The organism is Nostoc sp. 'Peltigera membranacea cyanobiont' 213, assembly GCF_002245975.1.
Taxonomy (GTDB): Bacteria; Cyanobacteriota; Cyanobacteriia; order Cyanobacteriales; family Nostocaceae; genus Nostoc.
The window spans coordinates 1-21669 of the sequence record NZ_NOLI01000132.1; the positions used below are offsets into that span (position 1 = coordinate 1).

At 42.5% G+C, this 21669-nt stretch carries 23 protein-coding genes, 3 tRNA genes and 1 pseudogene; 13 read left to right on the top strand and 14 right to left on the bottom strand.

What is annotated here, in order from left to right:
* Positions 1 to 59: 59 nt before the first annotated feature.
* The 3 genes and pseudogenes from CDG77_RS26680 to CDG77_RS26690 form a co-directional block, all read right to left on the bottom strand.
* On the bottom strand, positions 60 to 368 hold the full coding sequence (locus CDG77_RS26680) for an S-layer protein (RefSeq protein ID WP_094332312.1): 309 nt from the start codon (positions 366 to 368) through the stop codon (positions 60 to 62).
* 854 nt (positions 369 to 1222) lie between these two features.
* Positions 1223 to 1393: pseudogene (locus CDG77_RS37955) on the bottom strand (CmcJ/NvfI family oxidoreductase); the annotation flags it as partial.
* A gap of 9 nt (positions 1394 to 1402) precedes the next feature.
* Positions 1403 to 2086 (bottom strand): glutathione S-transferase family protein, encoded by a 684-nt coding sequence (locus CDG77_RS26690; RefSeq protein ID WP_094332313.1) that lies wholly within the window; start codon positions 2084 to 2086, stop codon positions 1403 to 1405.
* Between the two features lie 235 nt (positions 2087 to 2321).
* Here CDG77_RS26690 and CDG77_RS26695 point away from each other — a divergent pair, with 235 nt between their 5' ends.
* Positions 2322 to 2702 (top strand): hypothetical protein, encoded by a 381-nt coding sequence (locus CDG77_RS26695; RefSeq protein ID WP_317615938.1) that lies wholly within the window; start codon positions 2322 to 2324, stop codon positions 2700 to 2702.
* 53 nt (positions 2703 to 2755) lie between these two features.
* Here the strand turns inward: CDG77_RS26695 and CDG77_RS26700 are convergent, their stop codons facing one another.
* Both CDG77_RS26700 and CDG77_RS26705 read right to left on the bottom strand, forming a co-directional pair.
* A complete protein-coding gene (locus CDG77_RS26700) occupies positions 2756 to 3538 on the bottom strand; it encodes a TrmH family RNA methyltransferase (RefSeq protein ID WP_094332314.1) in 783 nt (260 codons plus the stop codon).
* Between the two features lie 64 nt (positions 3539 to 3602).
* Positions 3603 to 3683: transfer RNA gene (locus CDG77_RS26705), tRNA-Leu, on the bottom strand.
* Between the two features lie 409 nt (positions 3684 to 4092).
* Between CDG77_RS26705 and murA the strand changes: the two genes are divergently transcribed.
* The 8 genes from murA (at position 4093) to CDG77_RS26745 (ending at position 10433) form a co-directional block, all read left to right on the top strand.
* Entirely contained in the window at positions 4093 to 5460 is a 1368-nt protein-coding gene (gene murA, locus CDG77_RS26710; RefSeq protein ID WP_094332315.1) for a UDP-N-acetylglucosamine 1-carboxyvinyltransferase, read from the top strand.
* Positions 5461 to 5666: 206 nt separating this feature from the next.
* A complete protein-coding gene (locus CDG77_RS26715; protein ID WP_094332316.1) occupies positions 5667 to 6545 on the top strand; it encodes a M48 family metallopeptidase in 879 nt (292 codons plus the stop codon).
* Positions 6546 to 6915: 370 nt separating this feature from the next.
* A complete protein-coding gene (locus CDG77_RS26720; protein WP_219852014.1) occupies positions 6916 to 7164 on the top strand; it encodes a hypothetical protein in 249 nt (82 codons plus the stop codon).
* 72 nt (positions 7165 to 7236) lie between these two features.
* On the top strand, positions 7237 to 8358 hold the full coding sequence (locus CDG77_RS26725) for an alpha-hydroxy acid oxidase (RefSeq protein WP_094332317.1): 1122 nt from the start codon (positions 7237 to 7239) through the stop codon (positions 8356 to 8358).
* A gap of 179 nt (positions 8359 to 8537) precedes the next feature.
* Positions 8538 to 8621 (top strand) — tRNA-Leu (locus CDG77_RS26730).
* Positions 8622 to 8696: 75 nt separating this feature from the next.
* The gene (locus CDG77_RS26735; protein WP_181154177.1) at positions 8697 to 8957 is read left to right on the top strand and encodes a hypothetical protein; all 261 of its coding nucleotides are present in this window, start codon (positions 8697 to 8699) and stop codon (positions 8955 to 8957) included.
* Positions 8958 to 9396: 439 nt separating this feature from the next.
* Positions 9397 to 10194, top strand: a complete 798-nt coding sequence (locus CDG77_RS26740) for a WecB/TagA/CpsF family glycosyltransferase (RefSeq protein ID WP_094332330.1) — start codon at positions 9397 to 9399, stop codon at positions 10192 to 10194.
* A 167-nt stretch (positions 10195 to 10361) separates the two neighbouring features.
* A tRNA-Gln gene (locus CDG77_RS26745) sits at positions 10362 to 10433 on the top strand.
* A 91-nt stretch (positions 10434 to 10524) separates the two neighbouring features.
* On the opposite strand, the gene CDG77_RS26750 is transcribed toward CDG77_RS26745, so the two are convergent.
* Entirely contained in the window at positions 10525 to 11004 is a 480-nt protein-coding gene (locus CDG77_RS26750; protein WP_094332319.1) for a hypothetical protein, read from the bottom strand.
* 207 nt (positions 11005 to 11211) lie between these two features.
* Between CDG77_RS26750 and CDG77_RS26755 the strand changes: the two genes are divergently transcribed.
* Positions 11212 to 12501, top strand: a complete 1290-nt coding sequence (locus CDG77_RS26755) for a hypothetical protein (RefSeq protein WP_094332320.1) — start codon at positions 11212 to 11214, stop codon at positions 12499 to 12501.
* Between the two features lie 105 nt (positions 12502 to 12606).
* Here the strand turns inward: CDG77_RS26755 and CDG77_RS26760 are convergent, their stop codons facing one another.
* The 4 genes from CDG77_RS26760 to CDG77_RS38675 form a co-directional block, all read right to left on the bottom strand.
* Positions 12607 to 12951: a hypothetical protein gene (locus CDG77_RS26760; protein ID WP_223269992.1), complete on the bottom strand. Its 345-nt coding sequence runs from the start codon at positions 12949 to 12951 to the stop codon at positions 12607 to 12609.
* Positions 12948 to 14534, bottom strand: a complete 1587-nt coding sequence (locus CDG77_RS26765; protein ID WP_190234075.1) for a GMC oxidoreductase — start codon at positions 14532 to 14534, stop codon at positions 12948 to 12950. Before CDG77_RS26765 ends, CDG77_RS26760 begins: the two co-directional genes overlap by 4 nt.
* A gap of 128 nt (positions 14535 to 14662) precedes the next feature.
* The gene (locus CDG77_RS26770; RefSeq protein ID WP_094332322.1) at positions 14663 to 15460 is read right to left on the bottom strand and encodes an SDR family NAD(P)-dependent oxidoreductase; all 798 of its coding nucleotides are present in this window, start codon (positions 15458 to 15460) and stop codon (positions 14663 to 14665) included.
* Positions 15461 to 15670: 210 nt separating this feature from the next.
* A complete protein-coding gene (locus CDG77_RS38675; RefSeq protein WP_258169504.1) occupies positions 15671 to 15802 on the bottom strand; it encodes a hypothetical protein in 132 nt (43 codons plus the stop codon).
* A gap of 319 nt (positions 15803 to 16121) precedes the next feature.
* Between CDG77_RS38675 and CDG77_RS26775 the strand changes: the two genes are divergently transcribed.
* The 3 genes from CDG77_RS26775 (at position 16122) to CDG77_RS26785 (ending at position 18225) form a co-directional block, all read left to right on the top strand.
* On the top strand, positions 16122 to 17027 hold the full coding sequence (locus tag CDG77_RS26775) for an SMP-30/gluconolactonase/LRE family protein (RefSeq protein ID WP_094332323.1): 906 nt from the start codon (positions 16122 to 16124) through the stop codon (positions 17025 to 17027).
* On the top strand, positions 17024 to 17566 hold the full coding sequence (locus CDG77_RS26780; protein WP_094332324.1) for a DoxX family protein: 543 nt from the start codon (positions 17024 to 17026) through the stop codon (positions 17564 to 17566). The genes CDG77_RS26775 and CDG77_RS26780 overlap by 4 nt, the downstream gene beginning before the upstream one ends.
* Before the next feature lie 263 nt (positions 17567 to 17829).
* Positions 17830 to 18225, top strand: coding sequence for a hypothetical protein (locus CDG77_RS26785; protein WP_094332325.1), 396 nt, complete (start codon positions 17830 to 17832; stop codon positions 18223 to 18225).
* Between the two features lie 39 nt (positions 18226 to 18264).
* On the opposite strand, the gene CDG77_RS26790 is transcribed toward CDG77_RS26785, so the two are convergent.
* Genes CDG77_RS26790 through CDG77_RS26805 form a run of 4 tightly spaced genes read right to left on the bottom strand, consistent with a single transcriptional unit; the run spans position 18265 to position 21640 of the window.
* Positions 18265 to 19251 carry a VOC family protein gene (locus CDG77_RS26790; protein WP_223269993.1) on the bottom strand — a complete coding sequence of 329 codons (987 nt, stop codon included), beginning with the start codon at positions 19249 to 19251 and terminating at the stop codon, positions 18265 to 18267.
* A gap of 25 nt (positions 19252 to 19276) precedes the next feature.
* Positions 19277 to 20644, bottom strand: a complete 1368-nt coding sequence (locus CDG77_RS26795) for an NAD(P)/FAD-dependent oxidoreductase (RefSeq protein WP_094332326.1) — start codon at positions 20642 to 20644, stop codon at positions 19277 to 19279.
* A 53-nt stretch (positions 20645 to 20697) separates the two neighbouring features.
* Positions 20698 to 20943 (bottom strand): hypothetical protein, encoded by a 246-nt coding sequence (locus CDG77_RS26800; RefSeq protein WP_094332327.1) that lies wholly within the window; start codon positions 20941 to 20943, stop codon positions 20698 to 20700.
* Positions 20944 to 20980: 37 nt separating this feature from the next.
* Positions 20981 to 21640: a cytochrome c oxidase subunit 3 gene (locus CDG77_RS26805; RefSeq protein ID WP_094332328.1), complete on the bottom strand. Its 660-nt coding sequence runs from the start codon at positions 21638 to 21640 to the stop codon at positions 20981 to 20983.
* Positions 21641 to 21669: the final 29 nt, after the last annotated feature.

Consider the following 21669-nt stretch of genomic DNA (forward strand, 5'->3'; position numbering starts at 1 on the left):
GGGGTGGGGTTCTTGTATCTCAACAGACCGGGAAACGCTATAAGACTCCTATTTTATTTTTAAAACTGCGGTTCTTTCTGCGGTTGCTGCTGGCTATTTGTTGGTTGCAATTTATTAAATAAAGCTGGTGGCGTAGCTTTACGAAATGCACCACAGTAGTGCATAGTCATAACTGCTTTAAAAGCCCAATGGTCTTTTGGTACATCACTAAAGGGATTCGGCAAAGTTTCTGCTTGATTTTGGATACAAGCATTCAAAACTTGATTCGATTTTGCTGGAGTGTCGGTAGTAGGTTCTTGAGATTTAACAGGAGAAACAAAGCTAGTAGTAGCTAGCACTACAACTGTTATCAGAAGTTTGTAGTTCATAAATCTGAGTTTTATAGGGATGAAAGTCTACCCTATCTTAGTTCCCAGGCTGTTGCCCAGGAACTAGAATAACCTAAGCGTTAGAAAACATGGTAAGCATTACTAATAGAACAGTTAATGCACCGATCCAAAGAGCTAACGATCCCCAACTAACTGAATCTTTTTGTACTCTTTGCCAGAAATTGGTAACTAAGTTATTCCGAATTGCCATTTTATAACCTCCAATTTTTATTAAATTTGAACTGACTCAAGGCATTAAGCTTGCATTGAGTAAAGAAAAGTTCATCTTTGGGAGTATCAGCCTTTATTTGCTAATTCCCAGAGACTAACCAACAAAGATTTAAATTAATTAATGCAGTGATGTTTACGATAATGCGTATGTCTTAACGCATTACCAATCTAAAAAACGAACAAAAGTTTACAAAAAGATATTTGTCGATGCTTAACTTGATTTTCCCATACGTAACTGTTTACACTCCGAAATTTTGTGATTTTGAGAGAATTCTTAACGTTGTCTTAACCCCGTATAAAACTTAGTGTTTTTTAAATCAAAAACTACTTAAATACTGACTCTATTTCCTTTTCACTCGTGATTTATCTAGACTTGAAAATAAACACAACTAAGAGTGAAATGGTAGGTAAATAATGGTGTAACAAATAAGGCCATTAAAAATTACTACTTGCGCTGAACGCGATCGCCTACGCGGACTCAAAATGATTTATGAGCCGAAGTATCTCCGCTTCTTTCAAGCAAGATTTGAGTCGCAGTAAAGGGGCATTGGGAATTAGGCATTGATGAATAGTTCTTCTTCCCCTGCCTCCCCTGCCTCTCTGCTCCCCTACCCCTCTGCTAATTATGCGGCATAGAAAACCAGCGTCCGCAACTCGATACTCTCACGTGGCGGGGCATCTGGCTGGCTTGTTGGGTCATCGAATGCGGTGTGGGCGGCGAACCGCGCCAAACCTTCCTCTGCTGAGTCAAAACATTTAATGAGTAGCGCTTCGTTCCGTTGCATTTGACTGTAATCTATTCCCTACTTTTGAGCAGAAGCAACGGGAGTGGGCGCACCAAGAATCTTGGCAAATCTTTCTAAATAGAAGCTTGGAGGATTTTCTACAGCCCGAATTGACTCGCGCGATCGCAGAGTATTCCACCATTTCTGCAAGCGAGGGGTTTCTGTTGGTAAGGTGAAATTGCGGAAGTGTTCTAGGAGGGGCAAGCGTTCAAACCAAGGATAGAAGCTGATATCAACTAAACTCAGCTGCTCTCCTAACCAGTAGGGGCCATTACCAGAAAGCTTACCTAGTCCTTCTTGCTCAATGTACAATAGCGATTCCAAAAACTCTCTTTGTCCTTGTCCCTGTTCCTGAGCATCTTTACCACGGAGAAATTTGTTAAAGGCTGGTACAAAGCGAGTGTTGGCATAGTCAATCCAGATGCGAGCGATCGCTTTAGCACCTGGATCGTGGGGTAATAAAGCTGGTTCTGGAAAGACTTCTTCGAGATATTCGTTGATGATGGCAGACTCATAAATTTCGATATCCCCATGTTTGATTGCAGGGACTTTGCCGTAGCGCGAAATCTGTGTGTAGCCATCTGGTTTGTTTTGTAAGTCAATTTCGGTGCTGCTAAAGTCAATTCCTTTTTCTAGTAAAACCACACGGGTTCTTTGGGAAAAGGTGGAGGCTTTAGCAAAGTAAAGTTGTACGTTGCTCATAAAATACTTTCCTTGTAAATGCGTAGACGCGCAGTATGCCTAAATATGAGTTATCACAAGATTGCGATGGCGTACCCGCCCGTCGGAGGCGATCGCATACTCAATACTATACTACGGATTCTCGGTCGAATTAAAGTAATTTGTCTTAGGAGGATTCCATAGTCTTTACAAAAATACAAGTCCCAAGAATTGGAGACGGCTTGGCAAAAGTGACCAAAGCCAAGTATCGATATTCTTGATAACCACTGCTAAAGTTGATACAGCACACAACTATGATGTTATAAATACAAAATTTAAATCTGTTGAAACTGCAATCAAAATTAGGTCAGTAAATCAGGATTTTCAAGTCAATATTATGGAGCCAATTCAGCCACAACAGCGCCGCGTCGCCGATCGAGTGTTTCAAGAATCCCTCGATCAGTTGGAAGATATCTTACAAGAAATTTCAACTGAGGAAGAAGAAATCTCACCACTCCCCGAACTGCATACTCCTAGTCTCAGTGAAGTCGAACTCGCTCAAGACTCGATCGCTATTGATTTAGCGGCCCTTGAGGACGCAGTTGCTGATATTGAACAATATCTTGAAGAAAAGACAAAAACTCAAGAAAAGTCATGAGTTTTAACTCCTGTACAGACGCGATTCATCACGTCTCTTTTGTCCAGACGCGATTAATCGCGTCTCATTTGCCGCCGAGCTTCGTACAACATTAAAGCAGCTGCGATCGCCACATTCAAAGATTCTACCCCAGGACTCAAAGGGATTCTGACTTGTTTATCTGCGATCGCTAATAAATCTGCTGACAATCCAGCACCTTCATTTCCTAGTAAAATCAGACTGGGTTTGCGCCAGTCCACATCCCAATAAGTTAAAGTCGCACTGGGTAAGGTTGCCACTACCTGCATTCCTGCTTGCTGACTTTGTTGAACTGTAGCTTTTAAATCCTCCGTTACAGCCGTTGCTAGGCGAAACCATTGCCCTGCTGAAGCCCGAAGAACTTTCGGACTGTCTAAATCTACACTATCTCCACTTACCCACAAACCTGATGCTCCCACCGCCGCCGCAGTGCGAATCATCGTCCCCAGGTTTCCCGGATCTTGCACCGTTTCTAAAGCTAGAACTAATCCAGTAAATGGTAGTTGAGTTTGGCTATCACTTCGTTTTGCCGTTGCCACCACACCATCTGGTTGGACTGTAGTAGCGATCGCATTTAATACTTCCTCGCTGACAATCTCGGTGCGATCGCTTTTAGCACAAGCCTCTTCCCAGAGTGACAAGTGGGCTTCTTGCCAATCGGGAGTACAACATACTGTTTCTAGTGGGTAATTAACCGCAAAAGCTTCTTCTAACAGGTGCGTCCCTTCCAGCAAAAATAACTGCTGTTTATGTCGCTCCTTGGTGGAGTGGAGTTTGCGAATCTGCTTAACTAGAGAATTTTGTAAACTGGTTAACACTATTTTATATTTTGGATTTTGGATTAATCTAAAATTGGCAATCTAAAATCCAAAATTGATGATATGCGGAACCCGGGACTTGAACCCGGAAGCCTTGCGGCACTAGAACCTGAATCTAGCGCGTCTGCCATTCCGCCAGTTCCGCTGGTACTTGTCTTTATCGACAATTTTATTATTATGACGTAAAATTTTATCTTTGTCAAGTAAAAATAGAAAAACTCGTGAAAAATCTGAAATTTTTCACGAGTTTTTCTGCGGATTAGGTCGAATCAAAATATTAACTGAACTGTACAGCATTGATTTTTAGAGAACACTTAAGTTATTTTACTGAGTATTTAATTTTGCTTAAAACTACTACTTATTCGCTCCTTTTTATTAAATTTTTAAAAATCTTAAAAAGCTTGCTATCACTCACTCATAGCCTTTATTTTTCCTCAAAAAGCAATTTTTTGATGGAAGATGTTGCCTCAAAACGTGGACAATTTGAATCTTTACTGTAGAATCAAAACCAACTTCAAACATATAAAATACGTATTACTTTTGGAGGTAGGCTTATCAATCCTTCTACCAGCTTACCAGATGCCAAAATTGCTCCCGAAGCAGACTCCTCAGTCTTGCAAATTTGGGGCGGGCATCCTTTGCGTGGTCATGTGAAAATTAGCGGGGCAAAAAATGCAGCATTGGTAATAATGGCTGGAGCCTTACTTTGTCCAGGCGATTGTCGTATCCGTAATGTCCCCTTATTAGCGGACGTAGAGCGGATGGGTCAGGTATTATCGGCTTTGGGTGTAAGTTTAACCCGGCAAGGCGATATTTTAGACATCAACGCCAGCGAAATTAAAACATCAAAAGCTCCCTACGAACTAGTTACCCAACTGAGGGCGAGTTTTTTCGCCATTGGAGCTATTCTTGCCAGATTGGGAGTAGCGCAGATGCCCTTACCAGGCGGTTGTGCTATTGGGGCAAGACCAGTTGACTTGCATGTGCGCGGACTGCAAGCAATGGGCGCTGAGGTACAGATTGAGCATGGCATTTGTAACGCCTATGTCCCTGGCAGCAGCCGGAGATTAAAAGGTGCGAAGATTTACTTAGATATCGCCAGCGTTGGAGCGACGGAAAACTTGATGATGGCGGCTACCCTGGCAGAGGGTGAAACCATTATCGAAAATGCAGCCAGAGAACCAGAAGTAGTTGATTTAGCTAACTTCTGTAACGCGATGGGAGCGAAAATCAAAGGGGCGGGGACTAGCAGGATTATTGTTGAAGGAGTCCCCAAATTGCATTCTGTTGATTACAGTATTATCCCCGATCGCATTGAGGCCGGGACATTTTTATTGGCAGCAGCAATTACCCGTTCCGAACTTACCCTCTCACCTGTGGCTCCAGAACATCTTATCCCAGTGATTGCCAAGCTGCGGGATATTGGGGTGACAATAATCGAGGATAAGCCGGAACATTTACACATTCTGCCAGCAGAAACCCTCAAAGCTACGGATATTGAAACTCAATACCATCCGGGTTTTCCCACAGATATGCAAGCGCCATTCATGGCTTTGCTGACATTGGCCGAAGGCGACAGTGTGATTAACGAATCCGTCTTTGAAAATCGCTTGCGTCATGCCTCAGAGTTGAATCGCTTGGGGGCAGATATTCGTGTCAAAGGCAACGCTGCTTTCGTTCGGGGAGTGCCAAAATTATCTGGCGCACCCGTATTAGGCACAGACTTACGAGCATCAGCTGCATTAGTTATTGCCGGACTAGCGGCAGAAGGACAAACCACAATTCAGGGATTACAGCACCTCGATCGCGGCTACGATCGACTCGATATGAAGTTGCAGCAATTGGGAGCTAAAATCCTCCGTGTGGGCGAAACATCAGCAGATGCCGAAATCGCTGCCAGCATCACTAGCCTTTCAAGTTGAAATTGATAGGTTGAGACTGACGGCGAAACAAGGGAAGAGAGAAATCTAAACGCCAACTTCCGGCGCTCAAAATTTCGGGGAGACAAGGTAAAATTTTCTCCCCCTGCTCCCCTGCCCACCCTGGTTAAATCGTTATACTAACTGTGGGTGGCTGTTTATTTAACCAGCCAGATTCCATAGTTGTGTTTTTTATAGCTTGTTGCACTATGTCTTTCTTCAAAACCCCTCTGATTGGTTTAAAAGCTGACTCATTTCGTCATCCGTTAGACCTGGAAGCTACTAAAACGCTCAAGCAAATCCCAGGCATAGATATGTTGGTGCGAAATTGGCTCGGGCCAATGGCAGAGCAGGTTTTCTATGTAGAAAATATTGCTTCCAGCATTCTGGTGGGTGAAAAACAACTACCAGATTTACACAAGCTATTGTTAAACGCTTGTGAAATTCTGGATATAGAACCTCCCCAGTTGTACGTCCGCCAACATCCGGCTCCCAACGCCTATACTTTTGCTGTGCGGGGTAAACAGCCCTTTGTGGTGATCCACACATCCCTAATTGATATCCTCACCCCAGAGGAAATCCAGGCAGTAATTGCCCACGAGTTGGGACATCTCAAGTGTGACCATAGCGTTTACTTGACCCCTGTAAATTTATTAATATTAGCTGCGGCGATTGTGCCCAATGTCGGAACCTTCGTTGCTCAAGCGATACAGGCACAGCTTTTAGAATGGGTGCGCTGTGCTGAGTTTACCTGCGATCGCGCCGCATTACTAGCAACCCAAGATCCGAAAGTTGTGATGTCAGTGTTGATGAAGCTGGCGGGTGGTTCCCCGACTTTAGCGCCACAGCTAAATCTCGATGCCTTTGTTGCCCAAGCCCGCGCTTATGATGACATTAGCAAGACCGAATTAGGTGAAATGGTCAAAGCCGCCCGCACAGCCCAATTAACCCATCCAGTGCCAGTGCTACGGGCACGAGAAATTGACCGTTGGGCAAGCAGCACAGAATATCAATCTTTAATCCAAAGTCATGGATTGAAGTCTAGAAGTAATGAAGTTGCCCCCAAAGGTGGATGGCGAAACTGGTAGAGTTAGTAATGCGATCGCAATTACGAAATTTCTTCAGATAAGCTCTGGGCGATGTCTACAACGGGCTACGCCTACGCACTGTGATGTAAAATACTGGTTCAGCCCAAAAATCAGCTAATGACCTTTTTTAATTAAAAGTTAAAAATTATTCTTCTTGATTAATTTTTAATTAATTTTAGCTACAAGCCCCCACTGATACCGCAGCGCTGGCTCGTTCTAAAGCATCTTGGAATTTTTAATTAATAATTTTTAATTGGAGCAAAGGCCCCAAAGTAATCCCTTACGTTCCAAAGCAATTGATTTATTATTGAATCTAAAGACTACCTTAGAATTCAATCAAAATATAGACGAGGAGGATAGAGATTTAATTATGCGCTTATCACCTATTTACGAGCAAAAATTAGCAGAAGTTAAACAAGAAGGGATTCAAGAAGGAATTCAAGAAGGAATTCAAGTAGAACGTCGTAATCTGATAGAGAATTTGTTGCGAGTTCGCTTTGGTTCGTTAGATGCAGAACTAAGAGTAATTACAGAAGCTTTATTGACATTATCTCCAGAGGAATTTACTCCTTTATTACTGCAACTATCCAGAGAAGAATTATTAGAAAGGTTCCTTTAAAATAACTCAGTTACTAATAAATCGAACAATCGGATTAAAAAACATCCCATTGCTTAACCTACAGCCTCTACCATGACAGTTGTACCCAACGACCATCGCTTTCAACCCATAAATCTCTTTGAGTACGAAAAGCTAGCAAAAGAGCATCTGTCTCAAATGACCCTCGATTACTATAGCAGTGGTGCTTGGGATGAAATCACATTACGAGATAATCGTGCTGCCTTTGAGCGAGTCAAGTTACGACCTCGGATATTAGTTGATGTTAGCGATCGCAATCTCACTACTTCCATTTTAGGACAACCCCTGCAACTACCTTTGTTAATTGCGCCGATGGCTTTTCAATGTCTAGCCCATCCAGACGGAGAAGTGGCTACGGCTCTAGCCGCCGCATCAGCTGGTATAGGTATGGTATTAAGTACAATGTCCACCAAGAGCATTGAAGAAGTAGCGACTGCGTGTGATAAATTTCCAGATTCTCTGCGATGGTTCCAGCTTTACATTCATAAAGACCGAGGATTAACTCGTGCTTTGGTAGAAAAAGCCTATAAAGCTGGGTACAAAGCACTTTGTCTGACAGTAGATGCACCTGTTCTCGGACAGAGGGAGAGAGATAGACGTAACGAGTTTGCTTTACCTCTAGACTTACATTTGGCTAATCTTGCCACCATCTCAGGGCTAGATATTTCCCATGAAAAAGGCGAATCTGGGTTATTTACCTATTTTGCCCAACAGCTAAACCCAGCGGTAACTTGGGACGATTTGGAATGGTTGCAATCTTTGTCTCCACTACCTTTAGTTATCAAAGGAGTTTTACGGGGAGATGATGCTGTGCGGGCTGTAGAATATGGAGCGAAAGCAATTGTTGTTTCCAATCATGGTGGCAGACAACTCGATGGTGCGATCGCTTCTCTAGATGCCCTAGTTGAAATAGTAGCAGCAGTGGATGGTAAAGTAGAAGTGCTGCTAGATGGGGGCATTCGCAGAGGTACAGACATTCTCAAAGCTCTGGCGTTAGGGGCAAAAGCAGTACTAATCGGACGACCTATTTTATGGGGACTAGCAGTAGCAGGACAAGTCGGTGTATCTCACGTCATCTCACTGTTACAAGATGAGTTGAATATAGGGATGGCACTTAGCGGCTGTGCAAAACTACAGGATATTAACCCTAGTTTATTGACCTTGCCACGTCTTTAAGTCTTAATATTAGGGACTTCCAAATAAAAAAATACTCACCCCACAAGATTGGGTAATTTATTTGTTGGAAGTCCCTTATGGTTATTAGAGCTATGATTCCAAAAAAAACTTTGAGAATTAAATTTCAAAGTTGTGACAAAATCCCTTAACTAGAGTATGATAGTTAAGTTGGATCTAATGGGCGGGTGGCGGAATTGGTAGACGCACCACACTCAAAATGTGGCGGCCTTACGGTCATAGGAGTTCGATTCTCCTCCTGCCCACTATCAAGTAAATAGTAAAGAGGTTATAAATTATGCGCCTCAAAAGATGGGAATCTCCCCGTAAAGAAGGCAGAAATGACAAAGGCAGAGGTGGTTCTGCTAGGAAGCGACAACTCAAAAAGCAAAGGCAAATGTTACGGCAAAGGCTTAAAGAAGCTAACAAACCAGAGAATAACAAAAATAATAGAGCAGGGGAAGATAAGTTTATCTTCCCCTTCTTTTTTGAGTTTTTATTTCAGAAAGAAATCAAGCTTAGGTATTTTTCAATACATAGACAAAATTGAATCTGTTGTAGCATTGGAAGATTGCGATAAAAATTTATTCGCAATTATTTAAAATATACTAACTAAAATTAAACCTCTTAAGCGCATACTTACGTGTCAAAATCAGCAAACTGAGTAGCTGATATCTTAACTTTTTCAAGCAAGAATTACGTAAAATATGTTACTCAGTGACAAATTTTCTATAAGAATTTATCGCAATTGTAATGCTTGCATAAACTAATCAAAAATTAATTATGAAGAAAGGATGAATTTTGTCAACCAACCTCTTAAATCTTTAGCTTAAAACAGTAAGCTAGGACACAACAGCAAGTAAATCTAGTATTACTGACTTAAGCCAAAAGTATACTAAGAACGCAATTGCACCTCCACGTGTTAACTTCCAATGATGAGACAAGCCTACAAAAAGTCAGGAGTCATCCAATCCGAATTATTCAATATTTGGAATGGTCTATGTAATCTATGGATTTTTTTCTTGGACACAGGAGTTATTGATGGTGGCAAGAGTGCCTCTACCTACTAAAAAAGTGCTTGATTTTCCTATTACTGCTTTACGCTTTGACCTTCAGATACAAACAATACTGAAGTGGGCAAGTAGGCGTGAAAGTAAAAGTGTGTATGTAGCCAATGTACACATGCTCATTGAAGCTCATTGGAATCCAGAATTTGCTACCGTATTGCGAAATGCAGATATAGTTACTCCTGATGGTATGCCTCTTGTATGGATGATGCGAAAAATGGGCGCGTCTCACCAAGACCGTGTAGCTGGGATGGATATCTTTCTGGCATTGTGTCAGCGAACTCAAACACAAAATCTTAGTATTTTCTTTGTCGGTTCCCAAACAGAAATTCTCTCTAGGATGCAAAAAAGGTTAGAGAAGGAATTTCCACAGATGAAGATTGCGGCGATGGAGCCTCTACCCTTTCGTCCCCTAACTGAAACTGAAGACGAAGCTTTGGTTAAAAAGATTAATTCTAGTGGTGCCAGTGCCGTCTTGGTATCCCTGGGATGTCCTAAGCAAGAAAATTGGATAGCTCAACATAAGGGTAAGATACAAGCTGTGATGATTGGACTGGGTGGAGTTTTTCCAGTTTATGCAGGAATTCACAAGCGTGCGCCCCGCATAATTCGAGACTTAGGACTTGAATGGCTGTATCGATGGATTCAAGAACCGCGCCGACTTTGCAGCCGCTATGCTAAGACCATTCCACTATTTCTATGGCTGGCTACAAAGCAACTACTATCATCAAGTCGGATTGCAGCAGTCTTCCTTCACGAGACTGGGGATTAAGAAAAAGTGAAAAGAAATAATCTAGTTGCCCCTAGCTTTGAATATCAAAGCTAGGGGCAGCTTTTTGAGCTTAAATTTTATAGTAAAAATCCATTATCTGAAATAAACCATTAAAGTACTTGACATTAACCTAGGACTAAGTGTTATATTAACTAGAGTAAGCGCGTTGGGGCGTCGCCAAGTGGTAAGGCAGCGGGTTTTGGTCTCGCCATCCCTGGGTTCGAATCCTAGCGCCCCAGTAAATCTAGAAGAAAGGTATGAAAGCCTGTCTTCTAGATTTTTTAATTAAATATTTTAAGATGCATTGAAACGCATCTAATTCTATAAATGTTACTTATCAGGCGATTTGAGAGCTCGATCGAGAATCTGGCGAGCCTGTTCTGCTTTAGATCGCGCTTCTTGGTAACGCACATTAGCTTGAGCAAAATTTTTGAGGACTTTAAAACCTTCCTTGAGTCGATTAATTTCCTCTTCAGTCACCGAATCATCGGTGAATAGAACGTCAACCGCTTTGCGAATTTCTAACGCTTCAGATCGTGACTCTTGAACTTTTAGCTTGAGTGTAGCTAGGTTACTTAAAACCTGGACAGCTTGTGTAATGGTATCCTCACCGCTAGCAGTATCAATAGGTGACTCTTTAACCTCAATTAATTGTTGAGGGCCAAATCCTTCTTCTAGTTCCGTGGGTAGCTTACCTGCATCCATCAGTTCCATCAGTTGATCCATTGCTTTATCACGGGCTTTGGCTGAATCTTTTCCAGAAACAGTAAGGATAATTTCTGGACTTTGAGCGAGAGTATATTGAACCATATTTGAGCAGAAAATTTGCTGGTTAACCAAGCTGAGGGAAACAATTATAACATGTTGCGTGTCAGGTCATTTGTTGGTTTATCTGTTTCGATGTCGGGTTGCCAAATTGATGTAATTTCATCCTTTATTCCTACCTGGGCTAAGTCGATCAAAATAAAACTTTATACTTAAGAATAGGGTAATAAGTTTCAACAGGAGGGGAGAGCAATGGCTCCCAATCCCACCATCATGCAGGCTGTGGAAAAACTGGGCTACCGTGTCACCGTTGGTGATGTGGCAACCCAGGCAGGATTGAACGTCGCTGAAGCTAATCAAAGCTTGTTGGCCCTGGCATCTGATGCTGGCGGACATTTGCAGGTAGCGGATTCAGGTGATATAGTTTACCTTTTTCCTCAAAATTTTCGAGCAATTTTACGTAATAAATACTTCCAGTTACAATTGCAGGAATGGTGGAAAAAGGTCTGGAGTGTACTGTTTTATCTGATTCGCATTTCTTTTGGAATTTTCTTAACTGTTTCCATCGCTCTGATAACTGTTACTATCTTCATTATCATTACTGCTGCCAATTCAGACCGTAACGGCGACAATCGGGGCAGTAATTCTGGTGGTGGGGGTTTCTTCTATTTTCCAAATTTATTCTGGTATCTTAGCCCAAATTATGAGACTCACTACCAGGAACGACGACGTGGAAGCCGAGAAGAAAGCAATCTGAATTTCTTTGAAGCCATATTTTCATTTTTGTTTGGCGATGGGAATCCTAACGCCAAATTAGACGAACGTCGCTGGCAAGAAATTGCTACGGTGATTCGGAGTAATCGTGGCGCAGTGGTAGCAGAACAAATTGCCCCATACTTGGATGATATTGGTGAAGGATATACAAGAGAGTACGAAGATTACATGCTGCCCGTTCTGACACGATTTAATGGGCAACCAGCGGTAAGTCCCGAAGGACAAATTGTTTATTACTTCCCAGAGTTACAGGTGAGTGCAGTTAAAAAGCGCCGTCATTCAATCTCACCTTACTTAGAGGAATTGCCTTGGCGTTTTAGTGCCGCAAGTTCAGGGCAAATTATGTTGAGTGCGGGGTTGGGTGTATTAAATTTTGTTGGTGCTTTAGTATTAGGAAGTTTGTTGAGAGATGGCACTGTTGCTGTCCAATTGGGTGGACTAGTAGCTTTTGTGCAAGGAATTTATTGGCTGCTATTGGCTTACGGAGCAGGTTTCTTAGGTATACCGTTATTGCGTTATTTCTGGATTCGGTGGCGTAATCCCAAAATTGCCGATCGCAACCGCGATCGCCTTTCTAGATCGCGGCTATTGGCAGATCCTGATGCACCTTTGCAACAAAAAATCAACTATGCCCAACAATTTGCCACAGAAAAAGTCATTAGTAAGGAAGATTTAGTCTATTCTAGCGAAACTGACTTACTCGACCAGGAAGTTGAGCGTTCTGCACAGATTGATGCTGAATGGCAACGGCGGTTAGACGAGTCATAAGCAATTCGCTCAGTCAAAGCCCTGGTTGACTTTGAACTTGAATACTACCTTTGCGTGCTTGGACGATCGCCATTAACTCGGTAGATAAGATGCGTTTCCCCTGATTTATCCACCTTGAGGTTTTGATAGTGCTTGTAATTCTTCCCAAGTGTAGTGACGGGGTAGTTCAATTGGTTTGTCATTGGCTCCTAATCTCAATCCAATTGTTGGCTGGAGTTCTTCAATGAATTCCTCGGTGTATCCCGCTAGCTGATTACCTGCAACGCCACCGACGATCGCTCCTGCAACCCCAGCGATCGCAGCACCAACTTTACCACCAATTGAGTGACCGAGTGCGGCTCCTGCTGCGCCACCTCCCACAGCGCCTAAACTTGTAGCTATGGGATGAGAATCTGTTGCAACCGAGCCGATTTGTTGAGATTCAATCTGCGGTTCATCGTTTGTCATCATGTTCCTCCTTGTGATTTCAAGCGTTCAGCTATGCTATCGCCAACGCGCAACGCATTCGCCATAATCGTTAATGTCGGGTTAGCACCTGAATTTGACGGAAAGAAACTACTATCTACTACATAGAGATTATCAACATCATGAGTACGGCAATTGATGTCAAGGACTGAGGTTTTAGGATCGTTGCCAAATCGACAAGTACCGCATTGATGAGCAACAGCTTCTTCAGGTAAGTTTGTGCGGGGATAAAGGCTAAATGGTAGGGCGTGTTTAGCGGAGTGAGGGATTGATTTTAATACAGATGTCCAACGATGGATTAAGCGATCGCTTGCTTCGGTATTATTCAATGTATATTCAACATGAATCTTGTCACCCACGACGCTAATCCGATTATTTGGATCTGGTAAATCTTCTGTTTGCAACCACCAGCCAACGGATCTTTCCGCAAGCAAATGTCGCTCATACTGAGGAATCAATTTTACAAACGGAGCCATAAGCGGTGGAGCCTCTGCGGGAATCATATCGGCTAGGACATTGCCCGTATTTTGCACCATCCCCATCGGATAAGGAAAATCCGGCTCTCCCCAATAAAAATCGTTGACGGCGATCGTTTTTTGAAAGTTGGCGCGATTCACTTCTAGATGGATGGAAACGATCGCGGTTTCCAACTGTTTCATGAAATTCCGCCCCACTTGAGCGGAACTGTTGGCTAATCCATTAGGATGCTTGTCGTTAGCAGACCTTAATAACAAAGCCGCTGAGTTGACAGAACCACAGGCAACAACCACAATATCACTTGCAAAGCAATGCCTCTCCCCGGCAATTTCAGTTTCTACACTTGTCACCTCTCGTCCTGATTCGCTGGTGTGCAACCGCAAGACTTTGGCATTAGTTAAAAGGGTGAAATTAGCATACATTTCGCGGGTGGGACGAATGGCATTGACATCTGCATCGGCTTTTGCATCTACCAGACAGGGATATCCATCAAAGGTATCGCAGCGAATGCAGGGGCTTTTGGTGCGATCGCTTTCATTGAGTTTTAATCCTAATGGTAGATGAAATGGGTAATAACCCAGTTCGCGGATGCCGTCAGCAAGAGACTCCATATCCGGCTCATGACTCACTGGCGGATAGGGATATGGTTCGCTACGAGGTGGTTCGGTGGGATCTTCTCCTTCTTGACCATGCACATCATACAGCTTTTCTGCCTGGGTGTAGTATGGCTCAAAGTCTGAGTACTTGAGCGGCCATTCTGGAGAAATTCCTCCTTTGTGAATTACCCTTTCAAAATCTCGCTCTCGTAATCTAATCAGAGCGGCACCGTAGAGTTTGGTATTGCCGCCAACCCAGTAGCCTGTCTGTGGTTTAAAGGCAATACCATCTTTGTTATACCATTCCTCATCTGTGTGGTAACGGTTTTTTTGATAGACCTCCTCTGGAATCCAGTTAGCTTTCTCTCTGGGCAAAAAATCGCCTCGTTCTAGCACTAGAATTTTTTTACCTGTGGGTGCGAGGCGGTGAGCTAGTGTACCTCCACCGGCTCCCGTACCAATAATGATGATGTCGTAGTGTTCTGTAATGTTCATTAATATATGCAGGAGGTTGCAAATTATTTTTATCTCTGCTTTCTTCTCAATAATGGGCAATATCGCCTGCGGCATAGATGCCATCAGCTAACTGCACGCAAGTATTCATTCCCCTACATCCGCTTCCTTCACAAACTTGCAACCGAGCCACCATCTACCCGATAGTTAGAACCAACCACAAAGCTTGATTGCTCAGAGCAAAGGAATGCAATCACAGCCGCTACTTCTTCGGGTTTACCACGTCGTTTGAGTTCGATGTGAGGGCGCTGTTCATCAAGAAAACTATTAACTGCTTCATCAAAGCTGACACCCAGTTCTTTTGAGCGCTTTTCCATCATTGCGTCAGTCATTGAGGTAGCGATATAGGCAGGAGAAACTGCATTTACCAGTACGCCATCTTTTGCATAAGCTTTAGATAAATTTTTAGCAAGATTCAGTACAGCCGCTTTGCAAGCGCAGTAAGGTATCTCTTCTGGGTAGGGTTGTAGTGCATCTTCCGAACTGATGAGGATGACTCTTCCCCAACCAGCTTCACGCATCGCTCCGATAAAAGCGCGACAGGTGCGTACCGTCGCCATCAAGTCAACGTCAATTGTCTTATACCACTCCTCATCACTCAGTTCGAGGAAATCTCCCGTAGCACCTGTAATTCCTGCTGCATGAACGAGAATGTGAACTGTTCCAAAGCGCTTAAGAATTTGCTCTTTGGCAGCTTCAATTTCTTTAGGCTGAGTGAGGTCTGCTTGAACCGGAAATATTTCTCCAAACTTTCTCAGTTCCTCAGTCGCCTGCTGAAGATTTTCTGAAGTCTTATCGATAATAGTAACCTTTGCACCCTCAAGAGCTAGCAGTTTAGCTGTCGCTTTCCCAATGCCGGAATCACCTCCAGTAACTACAGCGACTTTACCTTTAAGACCAAGATCCATAAGCTATTTCTCTATTTTTTAAATTAGGAACAATTTATGCAAAGCCGATTAATTCAGAGATATTCAGATAATTTTTGCTCGCCCGCTTTAATTACTTTATGTCACAAATTTTTAATTTTCAACTCATCAATGGTATATATCCCAAATGATAAATTCAGCCTTTGGACATAGGTAAACTTGGAAAACAATTGTTTTAACTGAGATTTTTAACTAAGAAGTGGGAAAAACTTTGGCATAGACTGTTTGCTTAAGGCAAGAGACGCGATAAATCGCCGTCTTTACAATAATCAGTCCTTCGTCCTGACGGCGATTTATCGCGTCTTTGGGATCTATTATTTTCATCAAATAACCTTAACCGAACCGTATGGGTTATTTCTATAAGCGAAAAAGACTTCTAATAGAAACGCTCGCTTGAATAGATTAACATAGTTTATTAATTTAAACATTATTTTAATAACAATAAACTATATCTATAGTTTGAGGCATATTATAGGTTATTCAATAATAATTATATTTATAAAAAATACCTGAAATATTATACTTAATAGCTAACACAAAACATGTTTTAATAAAAAACACAAGTGTACTTTGAGAGCAATTTTGTATTTACTTGAACCTGCTATCTATCGACAGTAAGCAAGTTAAATAAGCAGAGATTATTATGGCTAAAACCATTGAGATTTACGACGATCGCTTGCGTGCTATTGTATCTCTAGATGCTTCACTCCAAAAGCTAGCCAACGGTGCAGTTCATAGTGAGGGGCCTGTTTACTTTCACGAAGACAACAGTGTTGTGTGGAGTGATGCTCACGGCAACCGCCTGTTACGTTGGAGTCCTAGCGACGATGTGAGTGTCCTACGCGATCCATCTGATTATCAAAGCGGTAATTACCGTGACTTAGAGGGTCGCTTAGTTGCGTGTTCATCTGGCTTGCGTGCCATCATCCGCCGCGAACACAATGGTGAGTGGAAGGTTTTAGTCGATCGCTACCAAGGCAAACGCCTGAACAGTCCAAATGATTTAGTAGTGAAAAGTGACGGTACAATTTGGTTTACCGATCCGCCTTATGGCATCACCGAGCCAAATCAAGGTTACGGCGGCGAACAGGAACAACCCGGAAATTTTGTATACCGCTTTGATTCAGTAACAGGTGAGATTTATCCAGTAGTAACGGATATGATGCGTCCGAATGGGCTGGCTTTCAGTCCAGACGAAAGCCTCCTGTATGTTTCAGATACAGCTGCGTTTAATATACCTGGGGGGCCTCATGACATCTGCGTGTATGAGTTCGTGGGCAATCGCCATTTGACGAATGGCCGTGTGTTTGCAGTCATCGAACCAGGACAACCCGATGGATTTCGGGTGGATAAGTACGGTAATGTTTTTACTAGTTCTGAAGATAGCGTGCAGATATACGCCCCCGATGGGACTCAGTTGGGAAAAATTCTTGTACCGGAGACACCCACTAATCTGACTTTCGGTGGTAACGAAGGCGATCGCCTTTTTATCACAGCCGGTCATTCCTTATATGCTATCGACCTTAATACCCGTGGTGTACAGCAATGATTTATAAATTTGCGACTGGTGTAGCGATCGCTTTTTTTCTCGGTTCATTTAATTTCCCACAGCTAAGTCCACACTTGTTAAGTTCACTCTCTCCTGTGTATCCTGACGGATTTCCCGGATTAGCACTTTTCCTGCTAAGAGTTAGTCTTGGCTGGTTGTTTATATTACATGGCTATCCGAAGATAACGCATCTTCAGCAGTGGGCTGAGTCTCTAAAAACGCCTGTCGTTCTTTGCTTTTTATCAGCTGCATCTATGGTAGGTGGCGGAATTTTTCTAATTATTGGATTCCTGACACTTTTAGACACTTTGCCCATTCTCTGCTCAATGATTTTTGCGATATATTTAGATATTTCTGGAAGTAAACCTTTTGTAGCTCAAGATCCATACTTAATTCCAGAAGACCAGTATAAAGGCCCTTTAGGCAAAGGCGAACCGCCAAGTTGGGAAAAAGCGTTTATGTACTGCGTCATGCTAATTGCGATCGCGGTTTTAGGCCCTGGTGCTTATTCCCTAGATACTCTCATTTTTGGACGGTGAACATAGCTATTTTCAGGTAAATATACCTTTTTATGCCGCGCAATGGCGCAAAGAAGAACGCTAAAAATCTAGTATAAATAAGTGAAGCCTGCTGCAATCACTCCTGCCTTGAGGTGGATAACTGTCAAACCCTAGTCCTCGAAGGAGTGAAACTGTATGAGGATAATATTCTATTAATGTTCAGTGTCAATTTAGACACTATTTTGATTTCGATACTGATTTAAAGTTATACTAGATATAATAAAGTTACTGAACACAAAAGTATGTTGCCCGATAAAAGCAGCTTTGTGACAATTGATATTGACAGTCAATTACATATTTCATTCCAGTCATCGGCAGAAGCTAAAATAGCAATCAAAGAATTGAAGCTAAAAAAGAAAGAGTATGCTTTCGTAAAAAGAGAAATATCTCAACAGCAGAAGATAATCCGTGCAGAATATACAGATAGAGTTCGTCAAAGAGGCTCTAAAATCAGAGGTGGTGGTAGTATCGGTCGCGTTGTACGAACTATTCAAACAATTAATCGTGATGGCGATCGCCGTGCTTTAGCGCAACAGCTTACACCGTTAGAGCAGCAGAAAAATGCTGTTGATGGAATTATTAATGCAATCGATCAAGCAATTTTACAAATTGAAAGATACATCATTGAAAATTCTTAATCCAGTGTGTTTGATTATCTTCGCCGATGAGCTTTGCTGTTATTCCGCAATTATTAAAATTGCATGTCCGTCAGGGTCTTTAACTAAACAACCCTTGCGATAAGGACTTCCACTATCAGTAAACTGTACAACCCGTGGTGATATAAACTGAACTTCATTCTGCCGCAATATCTCTACCACCTGCTCAATGTCATTGACAACAAGCTCAATTTGCATGTGTGCAATATCAGAACTTTTCCAGTCACTCGGTATAGGACGACCTTTTCCAGGCACGAGATAGTCTAGCAATTCAATCCCTAAGCCGCCTTGAGCAGGTCGCAGTGATGTAATTCGGACTTTGGCTCCTGGCAAATTATCTAAGCTCGTTTGGGTTGCACGCCAGTTAAGATTGCGGCTATCGACTTGCATTCCTAGGAGGTCGCGGTAAAAGTATATATTCTGCTCGGTGTTAGAAACTGCGTAGGCGTAGCCCGTCGTAGACATCGCACTATGATCGATTCCCAAAAACAAGCGATTCGTGTCCTGATGCCACTTGTCTTGTCCTTTATCGGCAGGAAACCAAATTAACTCTAAATCATGACCATCAGGGTCTTTAAACTTAAAGGCGCGGACACCACCAGATGTTTCATTATCGGATAGGATTGTCTGCGGAGCAACTGAAATGGGTTCAATCGGAAATGAACACACTTGTGCATAAGCGCGATCCATATCACTCACCACAATTGCGAAATGTTGAAACCAAATGTCATTACTTTGAGAATCTTTGGGGATGGGTTTTCCCTTAATATTGAGATACTCCATCAACTCGATGAGTTCATCACCTAGTTGTAAGGTGACAATGCGAATTTTTGCCTCAGTTATCCCTTGCAAGTCGCTGTAATCTTGTCCTTCAACTGTGATATCAGAAACTAGTTCAAACCCCAGCGCTTGCGTGTAGAAATCAACAGAGCGATTGCAGCTTGTCACCGTTAATCCAATAGCTCGAATTTTTTGTACCTGTACAGAGGTTTTACTAGGCATATTCATCAACCAATGCTCCTTTTATCAATCTCTACTCCCCTTTATCTTCATCTCCCAACATTTTCAGTAATTTTCTCGCAGCGAGAAGACCCACGACTCCTACACCGACTATTTCCACCGCTTGCACCACTTTTTTCCCGACATCATGAGGATCGAGGTGATGGTGAAAAATCTCTTCATCCACCCATTCAGTTGTGGCTTTGAAGTCATGAATTGCTGTTGGCAAGAGCGTTAAATAAGTGCCTTGACGGATTAAATGCGCGGTTTCGCCTGAAACTTCAAAAGCATTGAAAAGGTTAGCAGCAGCATGATTTATCCCTAATTTCAAAAGGGTTCCTCGGATGTTAACACTAACAGGTTTGAGTTCTTTCCCAAGAGCGATCGCTTTCAAATTATGGGCAATATTAGCTCCTTGCTGATAAGCTACTTGAGCCGTAGGTGGTAGCGAATTATCCTGAACTGCTGCACAATCACCACCGACAAACACTTCTGGGAAATCGAGCAATTGCAAGGTGGGAGTCACTAAGGGGCGATCGCGACGATCCCGATGTTCTTGAGGAATTGGCAAGTTTTTAATTAGTGGATGGGTAGAAGTGCCAGCAGTCCAAACTGTAGTATGTGTTGCTAATGTCTCTATTTTATTCTTATGCTTATATTGAATTGAGTTGGCAAGAATAGCAGTCGCTTCAGCTTCCACAATTATCTCTATTGGCACAGCACGTTTCTTCAATTCCCGTTCTGCAATTTCACGCAATGGGTTATTAATATCGCCATCGAGGATTTCTTTACCATGATTGAGTAGTACTACACGAATTTCACTCGAATTTCCTCCCAAGGCGCTATACCAATGTGGGAGAAAATCAGCTAAAGTGGCTGCCATTTCCACACCACTAGCACCACCACCAACTACGACTACTGTTAATAGTTGACGGCGTTGTTCTGAATCTTCAGCTTTAATTGCTTTTTGTAAACAGTCACGTAAATGTCTCTCAAGAGCGATCGCATCTGCTTGCGTCCAGAAAGGAAAGGCATTAACATTCGCACCCTCAACCTGATGATAGCCAGTAACACTCCCCAAAGCTAATACTAAGTTGCTGTAGTTATAGGAGTTTCCTGAAGTTAATTTGACTTCCCGTTGATGCAAGTCTATCGATTCCACTGTATCTTGCACAAAGATGACACCACTACCTTTAAGTAGTTCCGAAAAACGTGGGACTACCTGAAAGTTATCCATCTCGCCATCGAAATATTCATATAGTAGCGGCTTAAAGCAAAAGCGCTCGTCTTTATCAATCAAGATAACAGAACGAGGATAATGTTCGTGAGCTAAGTGTAAGGCTGTAAATAGACCTGCAAAACCACCGCCGACAATCACAGTTTGATAGACTGGGCTGTTCATAAAATCCCTCGTAAATCTTGTGAAATTAGAATATTTAATTAATCAAAGCTTTGCTAGATGAATAAAAACAAAGCTATCACAATAGCGCTGAGGAACACAGCCAATGCAATAGCGTATTCAACTCTGCGACTAAAAAATCCTACAGCAGCAATCAGAGCGATCGCTAGCCCAATAATGCCAACATATTGCTCTTTTTGTAACCCGCGTGCAATTAGTGGGTCATTACCTGGTGCTGGAGTTTCTTGAATTGTTTTTGGGGCGCGTTCTGAGGCTGGGATCTCTTGTAAGAATAAATTCATCAAATTACTCCTTAAAACAATGGGATTTCTGATTTTTTTATGTCCGCCAAAGATAGATAAGCGAGAAAAGAAAGACCCAAACTACATCAACAAAATGCCAAAACAGAGTAGTCGCACTTGTACCGAAGTGAGTCTGATTATAGTTGCCTGGAATGAATGAGCGAATCAGCATAATTATCTGAAGCACAACACCAGCCAGAACGTGTAGACCGTGGAAGCCTGTTAGTAAGTAAAATGTCGAACCAACTAAGCCTGTAGTAATCTTAAAATCGAGACTTTTCCACTCAATTAACAGACCAACTAAGAAGTAACTTCCCATTGCGATCGTTATCAGCCATAGCCAGCGAAATTTGCTAAGTTGATTCCGCTTGAGGGCATTTTCTGCTGGTTGAATGACAAAGCTACTAGAAAGTAATACTACCGTATTAATAACCACAAGTGTAGATAATTCCGGCCCAGAAATACCCGGTGGTAGCCAGTTATTAGTAGTCAGTCGTAGAGCAACATAAGTAAAGATAAAACTCAAAAAGATAATGCTTTCTGACAGCAGGAAGATGGTAAATCCAAACATTCCTTTACCATGACGATCTTCATGAGTACCGCCACCACTTGGTAGGAAGCGCTGTAACCAATTTGGCAAGCGTCGCCGCCACAAATCAAAACGGATAGGACTTTCATCTATATGACGACGTTGCATAATTCTAGGGACTGGGGACTGGGGATTGG

Excerpts from the sequence above, each read along its gene's own strand:
- CDG77_RS26735 (WP_181154177.1), top strand. The coding sequence starts at position 8,697 with ATGACAAAGGCAGAGGTGGTTCTGCTAGGAAGCGACAACTCAAAAAGC.
- CDG77_RS26785 (WP_094332325.1), top strand. The coding sequence starts at position 17,830 with ATGTTGCCCGATAAAAGCAGCTTTGTGACAATTGATATTGACAGTCAA.
- CDG77_RS26775 (WP_094332323.1), top strand. The coding sequence starts at position 16,122 with ATGGCTAAAACCATTGAGATTTACGACGATCGCTTGCGTGCTATTGTA.
- CDG77_RS26765 (WP_190234075.1), bottom strand. The coding sequence starts at position 14,534 with ATGAACATTACAGAACACTACGACATCATCATTATTGGTACGGGAGCC.
- CDG77_RS26690 (WP_094332313.1), bottom strand. The coding sequence starts at position 2,086 with ATGAGCAACGTACAACTTTACTTTGCTAAAGCCTCCACCTTTTCCCAA.
- CDG77_RS26780 (WP_094332324.1), top strand. The coding sequence starts at position 17,024 with ATGATTTATAAATTTGCGACTGGTGTAGCGATCGCTTTTTTTCTCGGT.
- CDG77_RS26805 (WP_094332328.1), bottom strand. The coding sequence starts at position 21,640 with ATGCAACGTCGTCATATAGATGAAAGTCCTATCCGTTTTGATTTGTGG.
- CDG77_RS26795 (WP_094332326.1), bottom strand. The coding sequence starts at position 20,644 with ATGAACAGCCCAGTCTATCAAACTGTGATTGTCGGCGGTGGTTTTGCA.
- CDG77_RS26770 (WP_094332322.1), bottom strand. The coding sequence starts at position 15,460 with ATGGATCTTGGTCTTAAAGGTAAAGTCGCTGTAGTTACTGGAGGTGAT.
- CDG77_RS26740 (WP_094332330.1), top strand. The coding sequence starts at position 9,397 with ATGGTGGCAAGAGTGCCTCTACCTACTAAAAAAGTGCTTGATTTTCCT.
- CDG77_RS26680 (WP_094332312.1), bottom strand. The coding sequence starts at position 368 with ATGAACTACAAACTTCTGATAACAGTTGTAGTGCTAGCTACTACTAGC.
- CDG77_RS26760 (WP_223269992.1), bottom strand. The coding sequence starts at position 12,951 with ATGATGACAAACGATGAACCGCAGATTGAATCTCAACAAATCGGCTCG.
- CDG77_RS38675 (WP_258169504.1), bottom strand. The coding sequence starts at position 15,802 with ATGAAAATAATAGATCCCAAAGACGCGATAAATCGCCGTCAGGACGAA.
- CDG77_RS26720 (WP_219852014.1), top strand. The coding sequence starts at position 6,916 with ATGCGCTTATCACCTATTTACGAGCAAAAATTAGCAGAAGTTAAACAA.
- CDG77_RS26800 (WP_094332327.1), bottom strand. The coding sequence starts at position 20,943 with ATGAATTTATTCTTACAAGAGATCCCAGCCTCAGAACGCGCCCCAAAA.
- CDG77_RS26750 (WP_094332319.1), bottom strand. The coding sequence starts at position 11,004 with ATGGTTCAATATACTCTCGCTCAAAGTCCAGAAATTATCCTTACTGTT.
- CDG77_RS26725 (WP_094332317.1), top strand. The coding sequence starts at position 7,237 with ATGACAGTTGTACCCAACGACCATCGCTTTCAACCCATAAATCTCTTT.
- CDG77_RS26715 (WP_094332316.1), top strand. The coding sequence starts at position 5,667 with ATGTCTTTCTTCAAAACCCCTCTGATTGGTTTAAAAGCTGACTCATTT.
- CDG77_RS26790 (WP_223269993.1), bottom strand. The coding sequence starts at position 19,251 with ATGAATATGCCTAGTAAAACCTCTGTACAGGTACAAAAAATTCGAGCT.
- CDG77_RS26755 (WP_094332320.1), top strand. The coding sequence starts at position 11,212 with ATGGCTCCCAATCCCACCATCATGCAGGCTGTGGAAAAACTGGGCTAC.